At 41.8% G+C, this 19,906-nt stretch carries 14 protein-coding genes; 3 read left to right on the plus strand and 11 right to left on the minus strand.

What is annotated here, in order from left to right; all coding sequences use genetic code 11:
* Positions 1-23 precede the first annotated feature (23 nt).
* The gene (gene hemF / locus GYY70_RS04250; RefSeq protein WP_174831383.1) at positions 24-950 is read right to left on the minus strand and encodes an oxygen-dependent coproporphyrinogen oxidase; all 927 of its coding nucleotides are present in this window, start codon (positions 948-950) and stop codon (positions 24-26) included.
* A 221-nt stretch (positions 951-1,171) separates the two neighbouring features.
* On the opposite strand from hemF, the gene grxB reads away from it, so the two are divergent.
* The 3 genes from grxB (at position 1,172) to GYY70_RS04265 (ending at position 4,601) form a co-directional block, all read left to right on the plus strand.
* A complete protein-coding gene (grxB, locus tag GYY70_RS04255) occupies positions 1,172-1,819 on the plus strand; it encodes a glutaredoxin 2 (RefSeq protein ID WP_037392813.1) in 648 nt (215 codons plus the stop codon).
* Positions 1,820-2,081: 262 nt separating this feature from the next.
* Positions 2,082-3,794 carry a thiamine pyrophosphate-dependent enzyme gene (locus GYY70_RS04260; protein WP_174831384.1) on the plus strand — a complete coding sequence of 571 codons (1,713 nt, stop codon included), beginning with the start codon at positions 2,082-2,084 and terminating at the stop codon, positions 3,792-3,794.
* A gap of 132 nt (positions 3,795-3,926) precedes the next feature.
* Positions 3,927-4,601 carry a LexA family transcriptional regulator gene (locus GYY70_RS04265; protein ID WP_174831385.1) on the plus strand — a complete coding sequence of 225 codons (675 nt, stop codon included), beginning with the start codon at positions 3,927-3,929 and terminating at the stop codon, positions 4,599-4,601.
* A gap of 528 nt (positions 4,602-5,129) precedes the next feature.
* Here the strand turns inward: GYY70_RS04265 and GYY70_RS04270 are convergent.
* From GYY70_RS04270 to rep, 10 genes are all read right to left on the minus strand, one after another.
* The gene (locus tag GYY70_RS04270) at positions 5,130-7,130 is read right to left on the minus strand and encodes a DUF3488 and transglutaminase-like domain-containing protein (protein ID WP_174831386.1); all 2,001 of its coding nucleotides are present in this window, start codon (positions 7,128-7,130) and stop codon (positions 5,130-5,132) included.
* The gene (locus GYY70_RS04275) at positions 7,124-8,059 is read right to left on the minus strand and encodes a hypothetical protein (RefSeq protein WP_096765647.1); all 936 of its coding nucleotides are present in this window, start codon (positions 8,057-8,059) and stop codon (positions 7,124-7,126) included. Before GYY70_RS04275 ends, GYY70_RS04270 begins: the two co-directional genes overlap by 7 nt.
* A complete protein-coding gene (locus GYY70_RS04280) occupies positions 8,043-8,954 on the minus strand; it encodes a MoxR family ATPase (RefSeq protein WP_174831387.1) in 912 nt (303 codons plus the stop codon). The genes GYY70_RS04275 and GYY70_RS04280 overlap by 17 nt, the downstream gene beginning before the upstream one ends.
* A 197-nt stretch (positions 8,955-9,151) precedes the next feature.
* The gene (gene greB, locus GYY70_RS04285) at positions 9,152-9,658 is read right to left on the minus strand and encodes a transcription elongation factor GreB (protein WP_084547692.1); all 507 of its coding nucleotides are present in this window, start codon (positions 9,656-9,658) and stop codon (positions 9,152-9,154) included.
* 77 nt (positions 9,659-9,735) lie between these two features.
* Positions 9,736-12,006, minus strand: coding sequence for an NADP-dependent malic enzyme (locus tag GYY70_RS04290; RefSeq protein ID WP_084585204.1), 2,271 nt, complete (start codon positions 12,004-12,006; stop codon positions 9,736-9,738).
* A 945-nt stretch (positions 12,007-12,951) separates the two neighbouring features.
* Positions 12,952-13,617, minus strand: coding sequence for an HAD family phosphatase (locus GYY70_RS04295; protein ID WP_037392796.1), 666 nt, complete (start codon positions 13,615-13,617; stop codon positions 12,952-12,954).
* The gene (hda, locus tag GYY70_RS04300; protein ID WP_037392794.1) at positions 13,614-14,282 is read right to left on the minus strand and encodes a DnaA regulatory inactivator Hda; all 669 of its coding nucleotides are present in this window, start codon (positions 14,280-14,282) and stop codon (positions 13,614-13,616) included. Before hda ends, GYY70_RS04295 begins: the two co-directional genes overlap by 4 nt.
* Positions 14,283-14,423: 141 nt before the next feature.
* Complete coding sequence (gene glnE, locus GYY70_RS04305; RefSeq protein WP_174831388.1) at positions 14,424-17,117, minus strand: bifunctional [glutamate--ammonia ligase]-adenylyl-L-tyrosine phosphorylase/[glutamate--ammonia-ligase] adenylyltransferase; 2,694 nt, start codon at positions 17,115-17,117, stop codon at positions 14,424-14,426.
* A 195-nt stretch (positions 17,118-17,312) separates the two neighbouring features.
* A complete protein-coding gene (locus GYY70_RS04310) occupies positions 17,313-17,795 on the minus strand; it encodes a peptidylprolyl isomerase (RefSeq protein WP_025330351.1) in 483 nt (160 codons plus the stop codon).
* A gap of 87 nt (positions 17,796-17,882) precedes the next feature.
* Positions 17,883-19,880 (minus strand): DNA helicase Rep, encoded by a 1,998-nt coding sequence (rep, locus tag GYY70_RS04315; RefSeq protein ID WP_174831389.1) that lies wholly within the window; start codon positions 19,878-19,880, stop codon positions 17,883-17,885.
* Positions 19,881-19,906: the final 26 nt, after the last annotated feature.

Consider the following 19,906-nt stretch of genomic DNA (forward strand, 5'->3'; position numbering starts at 1 on the left):
AGTATATATAATAATTTTACTACTCAAACCAGACAGTTTTCTGCTTCTGCCAGCCAGTCACGCGCCCGTAAATATCCGGCCAGACCTGCTTCAGCAGAACCAGTTACCGGTTCATACTGATATTCAAAGCGGGCTAAAGGCGGCATAGACATCAGAATAGATTCTGTTCGCCCGCCGGCATGTAAACCAAACTGAGTGCCTCTGTCCCACAATAAATTAAATTCAATATAACGTCCGCGCCTGTATAACTGAAACTGACGTTCACGCTCGCCAAAATCCATATTTTTGCGCCGCGCCACAATAGGCAGATAAGCTTGTAAATAAGCAGCACTTATTGCTCGTATAAAAGCAAAACAGCGAGCAAAATCCCAGCGGTTTAAATCATCAAAAAATAATCCGCCTACGCCTCGCTGTTCCTGCCGGTGAGGCAGATAAAAATAACGGTCACACCACTCTTTAAATTCTGAATATACCGTCTCACCAAAAGGCAGACACGCATCATAAGCAACCTTATGCCAATGCACTACATCTTCAATAAATGGATAAAAAGGGGTCAAATCAAAACCGCCGCCAAACCACCAAACCGGGTTACTGCGTTCCGGATATGCAATGAATAAGCGTACATTCGCATGACTGGTAGGTACATATGGATTACACGGATGCACAACCAGTGACACCCCCATTGCTTCATAAGGAGCTCCTGCCAGATACTGGCGTTTACGCACAGCTGAAGCCGGCATAGAGCTACCTTTAACATGAGAAAAATTAACGCCAGCCTGTTCAAACACAGCACCTTGTTTGAGCACCATACTGCGCCCGTTTCCCAATTTGCCAGACCATTCATCTGTTACAAACCCCGCAGTACCATCCTCTTTTGCCAGGGCATCAGCCAAATGTAATTGTAAGTTTTGAAAAAAATCCAGATTTTGATTAAAGACATCGCAACTCATGAAAAAACCGTAAACTAAGTTTAATTAATATATGTATAATATTAATTAATATTTGTAATACACAATCTACAATAACAGATTATTTTAATCAGTATTATTGTTACCTGACAGTATTTATCGCTTATTTAACAATACGAAACTATCAGTATAAATATTAAAACATGATATTTTTTGTATATTGTACATTTAATCAACACACTAAATCCGAAAAGGAAATCTGAATGCAACTTTATATTTATGACCATTGTCCCTACTGTGTACGAGCCAGAATGATATTCGGTAAAAAAATAGTACCGGTAGAAAATATCTATCTGCTGAATGATGATGAAGACACTCCGAATAAATTAATCGGAAAAAAAATGGTACCGATTCTGGTAAAAGATGATGGTACTGCCATGGGAGAAAGTCTGGATATCGTTCACTACATTGACCAGCTTTCTGGTACTGCTCTTATAAACAATACAGTACGGCCTGAAATTGAGGGCTGGATAAAAATTGTTGATACTTACCGTAATTTCCTGACTTTACCGCGCTGCATCAGTATCAACCTGCCTGAGTTTGCTACTCAGAATGCCATCAATTATTTCATCAACAAAAAAACTGCTATTTTTGGTGATTTTCAGCACCATTTACAAAATAGTCAAACCTATATTAACCGGTTCAATGCCGATCTGATTGCACTATCGCCGTTGATTGTGAATGATCACGGTAGTAATGGTACTTTTGGAATGGAAGATATTCTTTTATTTCCCTTACTGCGCAATATGACTATGGTCAAAGGAATCGAATGGACTGCGCCGGTGCTGGATTATATGCACAGCATTAGCCGGATTACCCGCATTCCATTGTTTGATGACCGCGCAATCTGATTATTAAGCAGTTTTTTGGCAGCCGGCAAAACATAAAGGCTGCCATTTTTATAAAAATTTATTCGAAAATATCGCTTTTAAATGATTTTCAACAATAATCTTGTTTTGTTGATTACACAATATTACAATACAAACAATATTGATAAAGAATTAATATAAAAATTTTATTTATTTATAACATATGGTTATATAAATAAATAGCAAGAAAATATTTACTTTATTATTTTTGAAATAAATAATCAATTTTAAGAGGAAATACAGCATGTCTAAAACGAAAACTGTATCAGAAATATTGGTTGATGTTCTTACCGAAGCCGGTGTCAGCAACTGTTACGGCATCATCGGTGATACCCTGAACTTTGTTGGCAAAGCGATAGAAAAAAGTAGTATTAACTGGGTGCATACACGTCACGAAGAAGCAGCTGCCTTTGCTGCCGGCGCTGAAGCTCTGATTACAAACAAACTTACTGCATGTGCTGGTTCCTGTGGTCCCGGCAGCTTGCATCTGATTAACGGCTTATACGAATCCAACCGCAATAATGCACCAGTAATTGTTATTGCCAGTCAGCTGGCCGCCACTTCTATGGGCACCGGATTCCCGCAGGAAGTGGATTTCCTCAAGGTCTATCAGGATACAAGCGTTTTCTGCCAGATGGTAAACCAGCCGGAAGAAGCTCAGCGTATATTCACTCAGGCCGCACAGGCCGCCATTAATAAACGCGGTGTAGCCGTTGTCATCCTGCCCAGCGACATCAGCAAAATGGAAGCAGCTGAGAAACCAGTAAAAATATGGCACCCGCAGCCAGTTACCCGTCCGAATGATAACGAAATAGAAGAACTGGTTAAAGCGATTAATCAGGGAAATAAAATCACCATTTACGCTGGTTTTGGTGCTAAAGATGCACATGATGAAGTAATTGCACTGGCAGAAAAACTAAAGGCACCAGTTGTACACACTTCCCGTGCTAAAGACAGCATTGCCTGGGATAACCCTTATCAGGTGGGTATGACCGGGATGTTTGGTACTAAGGCTGGTTATGATGCCATCAAAAACTGCGATACCTTATTATTACTCGGTTGCAGCTTTGCATGGTCTGAATATTATCCGGAAAAGGCCAATATCATCCAGATTGACCATGAAGCTACTCAGTTAGGCTTGCGTCATCCCATTAATCTGGGGCTGGTTGGTGATGTTAAAACCACTCTGCAAACAATTTTGCCGAAAATACAGACTCGTAACGACAGCAGTTTTCTGGAGCACCATACCACTTTATTTGCCAAAATTATGGATAAATTTGAAACGTATGCCACTCCGGATGACAAACATCCAATTCACCCGCAGCAACTAATAGAATTGATAGATAAGTATGCCAGTGATGATGCATTGATTACCGCAGATGTAGGAACTCCAATGCTGTGGGGAGCCCGTTATTTAACCATGAATGGCAAACGACGCTTCCTGACCAGCCTTAAACACGGCACCATGTCAAACGGTATGCCTCAGGCTTATGGTTTCCAGAAAGCCTTTCCGGGCAGACAGGTCATTTCTTTATCCGGAGATGGCGGTTTAGCCATGCTGATGGGTGATCTGCTTACTGCCAAACAGGAAAATCTGCCGATTAAAATAGTTGTTTTCAACAACAGTTCCCTGAACTTCGTGGAGCAGGAACAAAAAGGCGAAGGTTTGGTAGAAGTCTATGTTGACCTGAAAAACGGTGACTTCAAAACCATTGCAGAAGGCTGTGGTTTCAGTGCTCAAAGCGTAAGCAAATCTTCTGAGCTGGAGGCTGCTGTAAAAACATTTCTTGCACACGAAGGTCCGGCATTACTGGATGTCGTAATCAGTGACAAAGAACTGATAATGCCACCGGCAATCAGCTATGAAAATGTGAAAAACATGGTCTGGTATGGTTCTAAAGCCATCCTCGAAGGTAAAGGCAAAGAAGTTATTGATATGATCAAAAATAACATCTAAACCTTTTAACAGGCCCGCTGATTGATACAGCGGGCGTTTTTTACACATTAATCAAAAATAATTATTTAAATTAATAAGTTAATTGTATTCTTGAATCTTTTATTATTTGAAATAAAAAATAAGTCAAAATTTATGCACACTATTCATAGCCGTATTAAACAAGCTAGAACTAATAAAGGTTTAACCCAAGCTGAATTAGCAGAAAAGTTAAATATATCAATTACAGCTATCCAACTATGGGAAAATAAAGATGAAACTAAAGCCACAGCTCCAAAAAGAAAACGGTTAGAGGAAGTAGCAAAAATTTTAGGAGTAACGGTTACATGGCTATATACAGGGGAAAATTTTATACAAACAGATGAAAATCCAAAACCAACTGAAAACCGCAGTCCCAGTGACGAATATAAAAAAATTATGATATACAATATTGATTTATCAAAAAATCATGAAAATATCAATTGGGTTTTATCAGAATTTGAAGAACCACTACTGATAAATAATAATTGGTTCACATCTAAAAATTTAATCTCTGATGATTTGCGTGCCATGCGTGTAAAAGGTAACAGCATGGCTCCTAACTTGGAAAATAACGACATTGTTATAATAAACACTAATGATGTTGAGCCTGTTGATGATGAAACATATGCTATTATTTACAATAAACATTTTTTTATAAGACAAATCCGTCAAACCGTTGATGGTATAAATCTCATAAGCTCAAATAGTGATTATGAAACTATTAAAATTTCTTCTAATCATCTAGATAATTTTATAATTTTAGGAAAAAAAGTCTGGCGCTGTGGCTAATATTCTTTATTTCTTTTTTATCTTCTGACATTTTGAAAATAGACATCAAAATTTTTTATACATTTAACATAAAATATTTTTCTAATTCATAAAGATAGCTAATTAATATGAAATAAAATTTTAGTGATGCAAGATACAAATATCCATCAGCACCAACAATCTTAAAGCAACTTCAAAATTAAAAAATATTATATTTTTAACAACAATCTATTCTATTTTTATATTTTTTAAAATCAAATAGTTAATTATTAACATTAATTACTCCTTTTCATTCCAAAGAATTTAAAGTATTGTTATTTCTTAACTTTTATTCAAACCGAGTAAAAGTTATCTGTCAGTAGTGATTTCGGAAAGTCAGGCATTCCAGACCATACGGAAACACGACTGATCTAAAAATTAATATGGTCATAAAACGTAATAATAAACTACCCAGCTCTTGATAACATTGATTGCTGGGTAGTTTTCGTTTCTGTGCTTAATAATTTATCCAGACAACTTCAATATGATGTATCAGGATAATCGGCATAATTACAGATTGCGTACAGCTTTCTTCATTTTACGCAACCATTTGCGCTGGCTGCGCATGTCTGGCATTCCTGCTGCTCCATACTGCCAGTCTATATACTGTGTCAATAAAGCAGCCAAATCTTCATTAAGCAAATTATGCTCTGCCAGAATATTTTGTAACTCAAGCGGACCGATTGCAGATAATTCTGACTCTTCACCTTCTACAGTAGTCTGCTTAAGCAGATTAATACCATCGGTTAATGGCTGAGTCTGCACATTACCCTGACGGCGTAACCAGAAAATCAGTGGAAGAGACGTAATGACAATTGCGATTATAATGACTATTATCAATACATATATAGGTATATTTTTTAAATTCAGCCAGCTAAGTATTGACTTCTGACTGCCCCTATCATAATTAACCACCCATTGCTGCCAGTAAAACTGACCATTATCCAGATATTTCTGTAATAACGGAAAAGCTGAAGATAATCCGGCACGCTGTTCTGCCGGTAAAGCACTTTCCACCCCTTTGTCTATACGCACTGATGAAACTGCCGTGGTCGGATCTACCCGTTTCCATAAACCCTTTTCAGCAATCCAGATTTCAGTCCATGCATGTGCATCCTTACTGCGAATCTGCCAGAACTTATTGTCAGGGTGATATTCTCCTCCCTGATAACCAATTACGATTCGTGCCGGTACACCGACTGAACGAGCCAGCCACACCATAGCATCTGCATAATCTTCACAAAAACCTTCATGTCCCTCGAATAAAAAATAATCTATTTTATTCTGTGTTTCTTGGTTCCGTTTTGGGGTTAGAGTGTATTGAAAATGACTGCTTTTGAAATAAGTTAGTATATGATTGATAAACTCTTCGCTGCCACCGGACTTATCGGCCAGCTGTTTTGCCAGTCTGCGGGTTTCAGGATTCAATTCAGCCGGCAACTGCGTATAATAATTCAGTAAACCCTGATCCATTTGCTGACGCAGGTATGGTGTCATCTGAGAATATAAATGTACCCTGCGCAAACCTTCGCGACTATTATTGACCCTGACAACGTTACCAACTCGTCGGCTGAAACCAAACTGTTCATTAGGCAAAGGCTGATCCAGAGCCGGTAATCGCCCGTGATCATCCTGAATAATCAACTGATATCCTACCATTTTGCTGTCGGTACGCTGTTCCAGCAAAGCTCTGCTTGGCAGCTGTAAAGTATCTTCATCCGTATACTGTTCTTTTACCGCATGCCATTTTCCATCCGTGTTATTACCCATTACCATTACACGCCAGTACATATCAGCATTGCGTGGAATAGCATCATTATCAAAGATAACATTGAAAGCCAGTTCATTACTTAAAATCAGATTGCTGACACTCCCTGATTCAAGGGTATCCGACAATCCTGTAACAGATGATTGCTGCGGCTGCGGCACACCCCATAATGGCGTATTTCTGCGCGGCATCGCTATAAATAAAATAACGGCCAGTGGAAAAGACAGAATTAAAATTACTGCGCCCTGCCGTATTGCCGTCATCGGTTTGATACCCGCCAGTAATCCCAGAGATGAAATCAGGCAGAACAACGCTACAATCAGCCAGGGAGCCATTAATATACTTTGATTAAACAGCAGACCGCCGCCCATCAGTACTAGCTGAGCTAATAATAATATTTGCCAGTCGCGTAACGTTTCACCCTCAAATGCCTTGAGTATTATCATTAACATGAGCAAAGAAACACTGGCATCCCGGCCAATAATCGTTCCCACACGAAAATATACCCATACAGAAGTAGCCACCAGCAATATTATTAATGCCCATAACGGCAATTTTTTAATACTGGTAAACAGCAAAGCAACGCGCGCAATCCACAACAGAGCGAATGCAGCGCACACACTCAGAGGTAATTCAAATAATAAGGGTAACGATACCCATGCCAGCATCAGTAACAGAATAAGCTGAGTGCGTACAGATGGGGATTTACGTAAAAAAACCGGATCAGCAAGCCACATTACCATCTACCCAAAGCATTCAGACATTTTGTCCGTTGACCTGTCGTTGCCTCATAGCGCTGTCTTGGTAACTCCAGTATATATTTTTCCCCGATAGCATCTGCTGCCAGTACCCGATAGCACATCATACTCGCCATCTTTTCCAGGCTGGTTCCCTGAGGATAATCCCGATAGGAAATCAGTAACGGCTCTACCCGCTTACCTCCCTGTTCAAAATATTTATCCAATAAATCACCTGTTTTGGCATAATGTTTCCATGCTATCTGCCGCATTGAAGCTGAACTCTGATGAGGCAGCAGATAAGCCGGATCCTGACCGCTCAGACTGATTTGGGCGCTGGGTTCGTCATCACTGCTACGCTGTGCTGAAATAGTATGTTCTAAAGGTTCCGGAAAAATCACAAGTTCTTCAGTAAATTCCCATTGAGTTTTAATCATCAGCAACCCAAACGGCGCCATACTGGCTCCGGCAAGTATTAATGGTGGCAGAATACCACGGCGCTGCGGAGGTAATTTCCAGAGAAATTCAGTATTTTCTGGTGTAATTGTCCACAATTCCCAGTCACTGGCTGTGCCGGTTATTTCCTGTGCTGTTTGCAGCCATAACCAGCGTGTACGTTTGCAGCTGTCACAGGCTCGCAAAGTCAGAACACATTCTTTACCAGCAAAATATTCCTGTTGGGGTTTAATCGCCAATACTATCCCGGTAAGCTGGCGGACACCGGCAAGTGCACCAAATAATAAAATGCCCACTAACCAGAACACCAGTGCATGGGCTACGTTTACCTGATAATTAACTGCCATAACCCATAACAGAAAACTGGCAATAGCCACACCCCAGCCCATACGTGTCAGGTTGACACGTATATTACGTGCACGCAAAGCTGTGTGCCCGTCAATAAGTGTAGGTGCAGGTGTCTCAGACCACAGCCACATGGTCCAGCATTCCTGTAAGTAAAGTACTGCTTCGGGACTGACTTTGTAAAGGTTGCAGGCGGTGTGCCGCTACTGCTACCCAGACAGCTTTCACATCTTCCGGAACAACATGTGCCCTTCCCTGTACCCATGCATATGCTTTTGCAGCCTGAACTACCGCCAATCCGGCACGCGGACTCAGCCCGACTGCGAATGTACCCGGAGTACGCGTAGCTGCAACTAGCCGATAAATATAATCCGCTGCAGCTGCAGATAAATTTATTTTGGATACTTCTGCCTGCCATTGCTGTAATATTTCCGCATTGCATACTGCTTTAATGCGTGGCACAAACTGGCGACGCCCGCCAGAGATGTAGAGCTGTTTTTCTTCTTTTTCTGCCGGATAGCCAATACTCAGACACATCATAAACCGATCCAGCTGCGATTCAGGTAAAGAGTAAGTACCCAGCTGTTCTGTCGGATTCTGGGTAGCAACTACAAGAAATGGTTTCGGCAGCGCATAGGTTTTACCATCCACAGATACTTGCCCCTCTTCCATAGCTTCGAGCAAAGCCGATTGCAGTTTGGGAGAAGCACGGTTAATTTCATCAGCCAGTAAAAAAGAATTGAAAACCGGTCCCGGATGAAAAATAAACTCATTGGAATTTGGCTGGAATATACTGACACCCAGTAAATCAGCCGGTAACATATCGTTAGTAAATTGTACGCGCTGATAATTTAATCCCAGTACCGCTGCCAGTGCATGCGCCAGTGTGGTTTTACCAACTCCTGGTACATCTTCAAGCAGAATATGCCCGCGTGCCAGTACACAGGTAACAATTTGTATCAGCAATTGTTGTTTGCCCAGAATAAGGGCATTGAGTTGTTTGAAAATCGGTTCGAGTTTTGGATTCATGTTTGGATACAGTAATAATAAAAAATCCGGCAGTGATATCGGGTTTGTTATTGCAAAATGTTACTACTGGAAATAATTCTGTATTATTTATACAAAATTTATTTTATACATATATTTTTGCAGCAATACATACGTATATAAATTGTTAAAATTAAATTTTATAACGAATATTAACACTATTCATGAGTATGTGTACATTATTCAATGCGAATATATTCTACTGTTAATATTTCAATATTTTCCACTCCGTCAGGGCCATGCAAACGCACTTCATCACCTTCATGTGCTTTTAATAAAGTACGCGCAAGCGGTGAAACCCAGGAAATTTTATTTCTACTGGTATCGATTTCATCTGTACCAACAATATGTACAGTCTGCTCCTGACCATTGCCGCGTAAAATAGTTACAGTAGCACTAAAAAAAATCTGATCACTGGGTTCACGTGCTTCAGGATCAATAACCTGCGCAGCTTCCAGTCTTTTAGTCAGAAAGCGGATACGTCGGTCAATTTCACGCAACCTGCGTTTTCCATACAAATAATCACCATTTTCACTTCGGTCACCATTACCCGCTGCCCAGTTCACCACATTAACAATTTCAGGGCGTTCTTTATGAACAAGCTGATAAAGCTCATCCTGTAAAGCCTGATGGCCCGAAGGGGTAATATAATTAGGTGCAGTCTGGGGTGCTGACACATTACTCATAAACTGTCTCCATAATTGACACAAAAAGGCTGTCTGAAAACACAGACAGCCTGCATGATTCTCCTAGAATTCAGCGATTATTTACGCTGGGCATCTACAGCAGCCAAAGCCACCATATTTACTATACGGCGTACAGAAGCCATAGGAGTTACAATATGTACAGATTCATTCATACCCATTAGGATCGGGCCAATCGTTACGCCATGAGATGAAGTACGTAACAGATTATAACTGATATTCGCTGCTTCAACATTCGGCATTACCAGCAAGTTTGCGGCACCTTTGAGTTTGCAGTCCGGCATCAGTTTCTGACGCAGTTTTTCATCCAATGCCAGATCACCCTGCATTTCACCATCAACGTTTAGCTCCGGAGATGCCTCTTTAATTAAAGCAAGCGCTTCCTGCATTTTGGTGCTGCTTGGCTGATCAAGTGAACCGAAGTTTGAATTGGACAACAAAGCCACTTTTGGTTCTATACCAAAACGTTTCATTTCATCAACACACATCAGTGTATTAGCAGCAATCTGCTCTGCAGTCGGTTCCGGATTAACATAGGTATCAGCAATAAACATATTACCTGAGGTCATAATCAGTGCGTTCATAGCACAGGCATTCTGTTCAGGATTGTTATAGCCGATTACTTCTTCCAGAATATTGAAATGATCATGGAAGCGACCTACCGTACCACACAGTAATGCATCGGCACTGCCCATCCGCACCAGCATTGCACCAATCAGAGTAGAACTGCTAATCATCCGGCGCCGGGCCATTTCCTCGGTGACACCGTGACGTTTACGCAGCTCGTAATAAGCCTGCCAGTATTCACGGTAGCGAGGATCATCCTGATTATTAACAATCTCAAAATCCTTGCCTGGCTGTATAGTCAGACCTAGTTTTTTCGAACGTGCTTCAATTACTGCCGGCCGGCCAATCAGAATCGGGAAGGCCAGCTTGTGGTTAACAATGTGCTGCGTTGCATGCAGAACACGCTCATCCTCACCTTCACACAATACCACACGTTTCAGTTCTTTTTTCGCCTGAGAGAATACCGGTTTCATAAACAGGCTGGATTTATAGACAAACTGACTCAGTTTCTCTACATAGGCTTCCATGTCATCAATTGGACGAGTTGCCACACCGGAATCCATAGCTGCTTTGGCTACAGCAGGCGCCACTACAGCAATCAAACGAGGGTCAAATGGCTTAGGAATCAGATATTCACGTCCAAAAGAAAGCTCGGTGTTGCCATAAGCAGCAGAAACTTCATCACTCAGCTCAGCTTTGGCCAGTTCAGCAATAGCATGCACACAGGCCAGCTTCATCTGCTCATTAATGGTAGTTGCACCTACATCCAGTGCACCACGGAAAATAAACGGGAAACATAGAACATTATTTACCTGATTCGGAAAATCAGAACGTCCGGTACCAATTACCGCATCCGGTCGTGCAGCTTTAGCTTCAGGCGGCCAGATTTCCGGAGTCGGATTAGCCATAGCCAGAATAATCGGGTCTTTGGCCATAGTTTTGAGCATATCCACGCTCAACACATTCGGACCAGATAATCCGAGGAAAATATCTTTGTCATGAACAGCATCAGCAAGCTTACGCTGACCATTATCCGGTATAGCGAATAATTTTTTCGATTCCACCATGTTTTCTTCACGATTCTGGTAAATCACACCTTTTGAATCGCACACAGTGATATTTTCACGCTTCATACCCAGCGCAACCAGCAGCTCCAGACAGGCAATCGCTGCTGCACCGGCTCCGGAACATACTAGTTTAACCTGACTGATATCTTTACCAACAACTTCTAGACCATTTTTAATCGCTGCTGCAGTAATAATTGCTGTACCATGCTGATCATCATGGAATACCGGAATGTTGCAACGCTCACGCAGTTTTTTCTCAATATAAAAACATTCCGGTGCTTTAATATCTTCAAGGTTAATACCGCCGAATGTCGGTTCCAGTGAAGCAATAATATCTACCAGTTTGTCCGGATCAGTTTCATTAATTTCGATATCGAATACATCAATACCACCGAATTTTTTGAACAGTACTCCCTTACCTTCCATTACTGGTTTTCCGGCCAGAGCACCGATATTACCCAAACCCAGTACCGCTGTACCATTGGAAATAACTGCAACCAGATTACCGCGTGCAGTATATCTGTATGCATTCAGGGGATCACGGTGAATTTCCATACACGGTGCAGCCACACCCGGTGAATAGGCCAGTGACAAATCATATTGAGTAGCCAATGGTTTGGTAGGCGTAATTTGAATTTTACCGGGACGGGGTTCTTCGTGAAAATGTAATGCTGCTTCTTTGATTAATTCATCCATATCTTTTCTCAGTCTTAGGTTTTCAACACCAGTAAGCTGTTCTTGAAAGAGCACGCTAAAAAGTCACTTTTACCCGAGCAATTTACTAAATATGGCCAAGATAAAAGTTATTCACATTATAGCGTTAATTAACAAAATCATACACCGCTTTATTATCAGTATAATCAATTGCCATTCATTGTAAACATCCGGTTCTTGCGATTCTACTGGATTTAAAACAACTATTCTTTAAACCGGAAAATACGTTTTCTTATTTTTATAAAACAACAGTCGGTATTTATTAAAATTATTTTTACCGGTTAATTTATATTCAGTCTGAATCATCATATTTCATACAATACAGCCTACTGATTAATTTATATAAACTCAGGAAATACAGTTCAGTTAAACTAATTAAAAAGAGAAATTATAGTTTTATAATCTGACCATATTATTCAGAATATAATTTATTTAAATGAAAACTATGCTATTAATCAGACAATGATTTCAGCAAATTTTAACTGATATATCAATAAACCGGCGCACCTGATATCTGAAACGCCGGCTTTTCTTTTAAATATCGAATTCAATATATTATATTTAAAGATTATAAAGTAAGTTCCATATGCATATTTAATAAGTTAAAAGTATTTGCCTGACCAGTGATTTCCTTAAAACCGGCTTGTAGATAAAGGTATATTGCCGGCTTCAGACTGGTATGAATTTCAACATAGAGTTTTTTTTACACCCAGCTTTCTGGCTTTAGCTAGACAACCTCAATAAGCTTTTTATCAATGTGTATCCGCCCTTTTCAAGAACAGCCAGCTTCGGATTATCCAGTATCTGATAATCGCCACCTTCCATTTCAATTGGCCAGCCATACTGCATTTAAATCACGTAAAGTGGGCTGATAGCGATCACTTAGCCTGAAATCTGTATACTGTCTGCCAAAATTATGATACGTCATTACATAAAATTCAGTATCGGCCAGCCATGGCGATGGGCATACTGCACGAGTTTCTCATCAGGATTAACGGCAACCGGATCAGTTACCAAATTGAGCAAGGGCAAATCATTATGCGAATCACTGTAAAAATACACTTTAGTAAAATCTTCCAGCTGCTGTCCTCGCTGTGCTAGCCACTGCTGCAAGCGGGTAACTTTGCCTTCTTTAAAACTGGGCGTACCTGTATAGTGTCCGGTATAGTTACCGTCTGCATCTGTTTCTAACTGCACGCCGATAATATTCTGAATACCAAACGCTTTTGCAATGGGTGCGATAATAAATTCATTAGTAGCAGACAAAAGCAGCATTTCATCACCAGCATCGCGATGACCTTGTACCAGCATTTTAGCCATAGTAGAAATATGCGGCACGATAAAATCGCGCATATACTCATTATGCATTTCATCCAGCTCTGCGCGGCTAAAACGCGCCAGTGGTGCAAGCTGGAATTTCAGAAATTCATCAATATCCAGACAGCCATTCAGGTAATCCTGGTAGAATTTGTCGTTTTTCATGTCAACAAACGATTTATCTACCAGTCCTTTTTGCATCAGATACTTCGGCCATTCATTATCTGAATCACAGTTAATCAGTGTGTGGTCAAGGTCAAAAATAGCCAGATTCATGCATTTTCCTGTTGTTTAAGTAACTGGCGCAATAATGTAAGAGTGATGCGTCTACCCTGCGCCAGTGAATAATCATTCAGGGTATTAAGCATCAGCAGCAAGCTATCCAGATCTCTGCGCCAGTGAGCCAGCAAATAGCGGATTACTTCTGCATCAACCGGTATTTGCCTTGCATGAGCCATGCCTACCAGAGCATTGAATTTTTCATCATCACTTAATGGTTTGATTTCGTAGACAAGACAATAGGCCATGCGTGTACGTAAATCTTCACGAATCATTAGCTGCTGAGGGGGAATTGCTGAACTTAAAAGCAGATTACCGTGCCGGCTGTTGCGAAAATGATTGAAAAGAGAAAATAGTTGCTGCTGTTCAGTGGCACTGAGTAATTCAATCTGGTCTACGGCAACACAGTCCAGATCGAACAGCCAGTGTCCCAGACCTTCTCTGGCTGCATCAACATATTCAGCTTTCAGTCCGCGTGACTGTGCTTGTGCCACCCATGCTTTGAGCAAGTGGCTTTTACCACTGCCTGCTTCCCCCCAGACAAAGATAAACGGGTCAGCCTGATGCTGTAACACATAAATCAGTTCCGCATTGGTATGGCCAAGAAATTTATCAAATCCGGGATAGCTACGATCGTCAAAGTCAAATATCAGTTGGTTCACTACAGTAGACCAGTTTGAAAGCTAGTGCGACCTTTGATTGTAGCTGTCTGCTTTGTTCATATCAAGCAGCATAACGATGGAATTTAACTGATGAATAAGGATTTTATATTTAGCGGAAGTGAAAACCGACAGATAAAATATTTACTCCGACGGTTCGGCGGCAAATACCTGTTTCCATAGTTTCTTCACTACCTGATAATATTCAAGTAAGGAAGCATCTATGGGCGTAGTGACTGCGTCACGAAGACGGGTGTTATGCTGTAGCTGCCGATAATAACGATACGCAGTACGGCTGCCTTCCGCCAGTTTAGTGTCAATCAGCCCTAGCTCAGCCGCAATACTGAGTAAAGCAATATTGCCATAATTTTGTAATAATTGCGGATACTGATGTGCAAAAGACAGAATCAGATACTGCACAATGAATTCCACATCAACGACACCGCCGCGGGCATATTTCACGTTACTGTCAACTGGAGGATGTGTAGGGAACATTTTTTCGCGCATGGCAATAATTTCTTTCCGAAGCTGTTCTGCATCACGCTGACGACACAGTATCTCATTCCGTACAGCATCAAAGCGTCTGCCAACTATACTGTCTCCGGCAATAAAGCGGGCACGTGTTAAAGCCTGATGTTCCCATGTCCATGCACTTTCACGTTCATAGCGCTCATAAGCCTGTATATGTGTGACGGTAAAACCGGAATCTCCGTTCGGACGCAGGCGTAAATCAATATCATAGAGCATGCCGGCGCCAGTCGGAACAGTGAGCCAGCTGGTCAAGCGGCGTGCCAGACGAGTATAAGTATCGACAGCATCCGGATGATTATCATCAAATACATAAACCAAATCCAGATCAGAAGTATAGCCCAGCTCTTTGCCGCCTAATTTGCCATAACCAATCACAGCAAAGTGCGCAGTATCAGTATGCCTGCGTGGTAATTCAGTCCATACTCTTGTAAGTGCAGCATGAATAATCAAATCTGCTAAAGCGGAAAGCTGGTCGGATAAGGACTCAACTGTCCACAAGCCAGCCAGATCCTGCACAGCCAGACGGAAAGTCCATGCATGCTGAAACCGGCGTAAAACATCCATCTGGGCTTCAACATCACCGTGACACTCATCAAGCTGATGCTCAAGTTCAATCGAGTGAGCTGCCCAATCAGTATTTATACGCATTAATTCATTGCTGAGCAGCTCATCCAGCAATACCGGATGTTGCTGCAGATAAGTAGCTACCCAGCTGCTCTGGCTCATTAAACCAGCCAGTTTTTCCAGGGCCTCAGGATGCTCATGCATAAATGCCAGATAAGAGCTGCGCCGGCCGATAGCCTCAAGAAAATCCAGTAAACGGGCTAAAGTAACATCCGCTTGCGGACATTTTGCGGCAATGCTAAGCACTGACGGTATGATTTCGTCAAAACGCTCTTGTGCAGTAGACGATAACTGCCGGTACTGACTGCCATGATGCAATTGTTGCAGCCGCTGTAATACATTTTTGGCATCAAACCCATGTGCAGTCAGCAAAGCGATTTTTTCTTTGTTGTCACTTTCATCCTGCCATACACGCAACATATCTGGATCGTTTACTTTGGCTTTGTCTTCCGGTTCAGTAAATATTGCTTCAAAAATCTGGTGTACAGCCTGTCTGTGCTGATTCAGGGCAGCCAGATAATCTTTATAGTCGCTGTATCCCATACTTTGTGCCAGCATTTGCTGTTGCTTTTCACCAGTTGGTAACATTTGGGTTTGCTGATCATCCCAGTATTGCAGCCGGTGTTCGGTATCCCGCAAAAAATAATAGGCTTTCAGTAATGTATCGACACTATCCTGCGACAGCATACCGTGCTGAAGCAAAGCATGCAGCGTTTCCTGTGTGCCTTTTAATTGCAGGCTGCGTACCTGTCCGCCCCGTATTAACTGGAATATCTGGGCAACAAATTCCACCTCGCGGATACCACCGGCACCAAGCTTGATATTATCGGCCATACCTTTACGGGTAACTTCACGCTGTATCTGCCGGTGCAGGTTGCGCATGCCGTCATAAGCATTAAAATCCAGATATTTGCGATACACAAAAGGTCGTACCAGTGCTGCGATATTATTCGGATAGTCAGTGACCAGACGCGCCTTTGTCCATGCATAACGCTCCCACTCCCGTCCCTGCTGAATCAGATAATGCTCTAATGCGGTTTCATTGATTACCAGTGCTCCGGAATCACCATCTGGACGCAAACGCATATCAACCCGAAAAACCTGACCATCTCCGGTAATATCATTTAAAAGAGCAATGATTTTCTGTCCGACTTTTGTAAAAAATTCCTGATTGCTCTTCTGTCGTTTACCATCAGTATCTCCGGCTTCCGGAAACACAAAAATTAAATCAATATCAGACGATACATTCAGCTCATAGCCACCCATTTTCCCCATACCTACAATACTAAGGCGTTGCTTATCCCCGCTATACTGACCGATTGGCTGTCCGTACAAACCAGCATAGTAGGCATGTGCATACTGCTCAGCAATATTTATAGCGAAATCCGCCAGATGAGTAATGGTTACAGTGACTTCATTTAAATCGCTTACCCGCGCCAAATCACGAGCCATAATATGTGCCATTACATAACGGCGCAGCAGGCGTAACTGGCGTGCCAGTTCAGCTTCATTTTCACTGCTCTGTAATTGCGCCCAGTCAGCGAAATCCCGGAAATCATCAATGGTCAGTTGCCGTTCCAGCCAGGGATAAAGTTTGTCTGTATTAAGTAACTGATTATCCAGTAAACGGCTTAGAAACAATGAATACGGACGTGCTGCTGCAAGAATTTGTTCGGGAGTCATAATGGCATTAATAAGAAAATGAATGCATGGTTTATCATACCGTCTGAAACTAATACTGTGAATCAGTAAATCAGAGACAATAACATGCAGTATTTCAGTGAGAAGCTGAATATTGCCGGAATTAAAAAAAAAAGAAGTTTGCGCATTCAGCGAAACTTCCTTTTTTCAGGTTTAATTACCCAGTAATGTAACTAATTAGTGATGATGGTGATCATGCGCTCCATGTACATGACCATGTTCCAGTTCTTCTGCAGTAGCAGGGCGAATATCTTTTACAGTTGCTTTAAAACGAATACACTGTCCAGCCAACGGATGATTACCATCGACGACAGCTTTACCATCTGCCACATCGGTAATACGATAAACCATTACATCACCAGTTTCCGGGTCATCTGCTTCAAACATCATGCCCACTTCAACTTCAACCGGAAACACATCCAATGGTTCAATACGAATCAGATCTTCATCCTGTTCGCCAAATGCATCATCTGGTGCCAGTTTTACATCTACTACATCGCCAACCGTCTTATCATGTAACTGTTCTTCAACCAACGGAAAAATACCGTCATAGCCACCATGCAAATAGCTAATCGGTTCTTCAGTTTTGTCGATCAGCTGGTTATCAGCATTGAACATTTCATAGTCCAGTGTCACAACAGAATTTTTGGCGATTTTCATAATTTTTTTCCATAATCAAGCTGCACAGGCAGCAAACAATTTGTATTTTAACATGTAATGGTGCAAACCACATGACGTTACAGACTGCTATTGCAGGCTATCCAGCCGTGCCATCATTCTGGCAAGAATGCTTTTACCTTCCGACTGACTAACAACGGGTTCACTGCCCTTACGTCCCAGCAAACGAATATCTTCGCCCGGCATTTCATCAATAAAACGGCTGGGTTCATGAAATTCCCAGGAACCGGCACGTTTGCGTTTATGACAATGTGTAAGAGTAAGAGTTTGCCGTGCACGGGTAATACCCACATACATCAGCCGGCGTTCCTCATCAATATTGCCTTCTTCGATACTGTCAGCATGCGGAAATACTCCTTCTTCACAGCCTACCAGAAACACATGCGGATACTCCAGACCTTTAGACGCATGCAGAGTGGACATACTCACCATATCTGCATCTTCATCTTCTTTACCATCAAGCAATGTCATTAGTGCTATAGTCTGGGCTATTTCCAGAATATTCCGGCCATCTTCTTCACCTTTTTTGCCTATCCAGCTGAGCAAATCCTGCACATTGCGCCATTTAATTTCTCCGGCTCGTCCTTCTTCCGTATTGAGCAAATGTGATTCATAAGCTATATCGGCAAGCAAATTATGCAACAATTGTCCGGCATCTTCCACAGTAGCACGTGTCTGATAATCAACCAGCAAAGCCATAAACTGCTGTAACGGTTCACGGCTTTTTGCTGACAGCTCTGCCAGCGCATCCATACTGCGTGCAGCTTCAAATAAACTGCATTGTGCTACTTTGGCATAATTATTCAGCTTAGCCAGTGTGGTTTCACCTACTCCTCGCCGTGGTGTCGTTACTGCGCGCAGAAATGCCGGATCATCGTCCGGATTAGCAAGTAAACGAACATAAGCCAGAACATCTTTGATTTCAGCCTTATCAAAAAAACTTTGTCCGCCTGAAAGTCTGTATGGAATTCTCCGGCTGCGTAATGCCTCTTCAAAAACTCTCGCCTGATGATTACCACGATATAAAATCGCAAAATCCCGGTAATGTACTGCATCCCCACCAATCAGTTTCTGATGAGCAATTCTGCTGACGACTACATCAGCTTCGTGAGCTTCATTTTTACAGGCAATAACATCAATCATGTCACCCAACCCGTATTCACTCCATAATGTTTTAGCAAAAAGTTTGGGATTATGGGCAATCACCTGATTGGCTACACGCAGAATACGTGCAGTAGAACGATAATTTTGCTCCAGTTTAATAATTTTTAAATCCGGATAATCTTGTTGCAGCAAACGCAGATTTTCCATATTGGCACCACGCCAGGCATAAATACTCTGATCATCATCACCTACGGCAGTAAACTTACCTTCTGCACCGGTAAGCAGACGCATCAGCGCATACTGACAGGTATTGGTATCCTGACATTCATCTACCAGCAAATAACGCAAACGAAGCTGCCACTTATAGCGAATATCTGCCTGTGACTGGAGCAGCTCAACCGGTATCCGGATTAGATCATCAAAATCTACTGCTTGATAGCTGGTCAGAGTATCCTGATAAGAGGCATATAACTGCCCCATCTGATGTGTCCATGTATCATCAGCCTGCCGAATAATAGTTTCCGGAGAAAGCAGACTATTTTTCCACAGTGAAATCTGATGCTGGGCTTTAAACACCATTTCCCTGCCGGTACTGCCCAGTAATTCACTGATGATTTTGCCCGCATCGGCACTGTCGAGAATAGAAAATTGTTTTTTATATCCCGCAGCTGCTGCTTCCTCACGTAAAAAGCGCATTCCCAGCGAATGAAAAGTACATATAGTTAAACCGCGGGTTTGCGGTTTACTTAATAAATGACCAACACGCTCCTGCATTTCCCGTGCCGCTTTATTAGTAAAGGTAATTGCAGCTATCTGCTGGGCAGGATAATGTGCTTGTGTAATCAGGTAAGCAATTTTTTCAGTAATAACACGCGTTTTACCACTGCCGGCACCAGCCAGCACCAGTAATGGTCCATCAAGATAGTGAATAGCCTCGTGTTGTTGCGGATTCAGATTTAACATGGTTTTATTGATGCTTCCGGCAAAAA

It is taken from the genome of Snodgrassella sp. ESL0324, from assembly GCF_013344955.1.
Lineage (GTDB): Bacteria > Pseudomonadota > Gammaproteobacteria > Burkholderiales > Neisseriaceae > Snodgrassella > Snodgrassella alvi.

Excerpts from the sequence above, each read along its gene's own strand:
- hemF (WP_174831383.1), bottom strand. The coding sequence starts at position 950 with ATGAGTTGCGATGTCTTTAATCAAAATCTGGATTTTTTTCAAAACTTA.
- grxB (WP_037392813.1), top strand. The coding sequence starts at position 1,172 with ATGCAACTTTATATTTATGACCATTGTCCCTACTGTGTACGAGCCAGA.
- GYY70_RS04260 (WP_174831384.1), top strand. The coding sequence starts at position 2,082 with ATGTCTAAAACGAAAACTGTATCAGAAATATTGGTTGATGTTCTTACC.
- GYY70_RS04265 (WP_174831385.1), top strand. The coding sequence starts at position 3,927 with ATGCACACTATTCATAGCCGTATTAAACAAGCTAGAACTAATAAAGGT.
- GYY70_RS04270 (WP_174831386.1), bottom strand. The coding sequence starts at position 7,130 with ATGGTAATGTGGCTTGCTGATCCGGTTTTTTTACGTAAATCCCCATCT.
- GYY70_RS04275 (WP_096765647.1), bottom strand. The coding sequence starts at position 8,059 with ATGTGGCTGTGGTCTGAGACACCTGCACCTACACTTATTGACGGGCAC.
- GYY70_RS04280 (WP_174831387.1), bottom strand. The coding sequence starts at position 8,954 with ATGAATCCAAAACTCGAACCGATTTTCAAACAACTCAATGCCCTTATT.
- greB (WP_084547692.1), bottom strand. The coding sequence starts at position 9,658 with ATGAGTAATGTGTCAGCACCCCAGACTGCACCTAATTATATTACCCCT.
- GYY70_RS04290 (WP_084585204.1), bottom strand. The coding sequence starts at position 12,006 with ATGGATGAATTAATCAAAGAAGCAGCATTACATTTTCACGAAGAACCC.
- GYY70_RS04295 (WP_037392796.1), bottom strand. The coding sequence starts at position 13,617 with ATGAATCTGGCTATTTTTGACCTTGACCACACACTGATTAACTGTGAT.
- glnE (WP_174831388.1), bottom strand. The coding sequence starts at position 17,117 with ATGACTCCCGAACAAATTCTTGCAGCAGCACGTCCGTATTCATTGTTT.
- GYY70_RS04310 (WP_025330351.1), bottom strand. The coding sequence starts at position 17,795 with ATGAAAATCGCCAAAAATTCTGTTGTGACACTGGACTATGAAATGTTC.
- rep (WP_174831389.1), bottom strand. The coding sequence starts at position 19,880 with ATGTTAAATCTGAATCCGCAACAACACGAGGCTATTCACTATCTTGAT.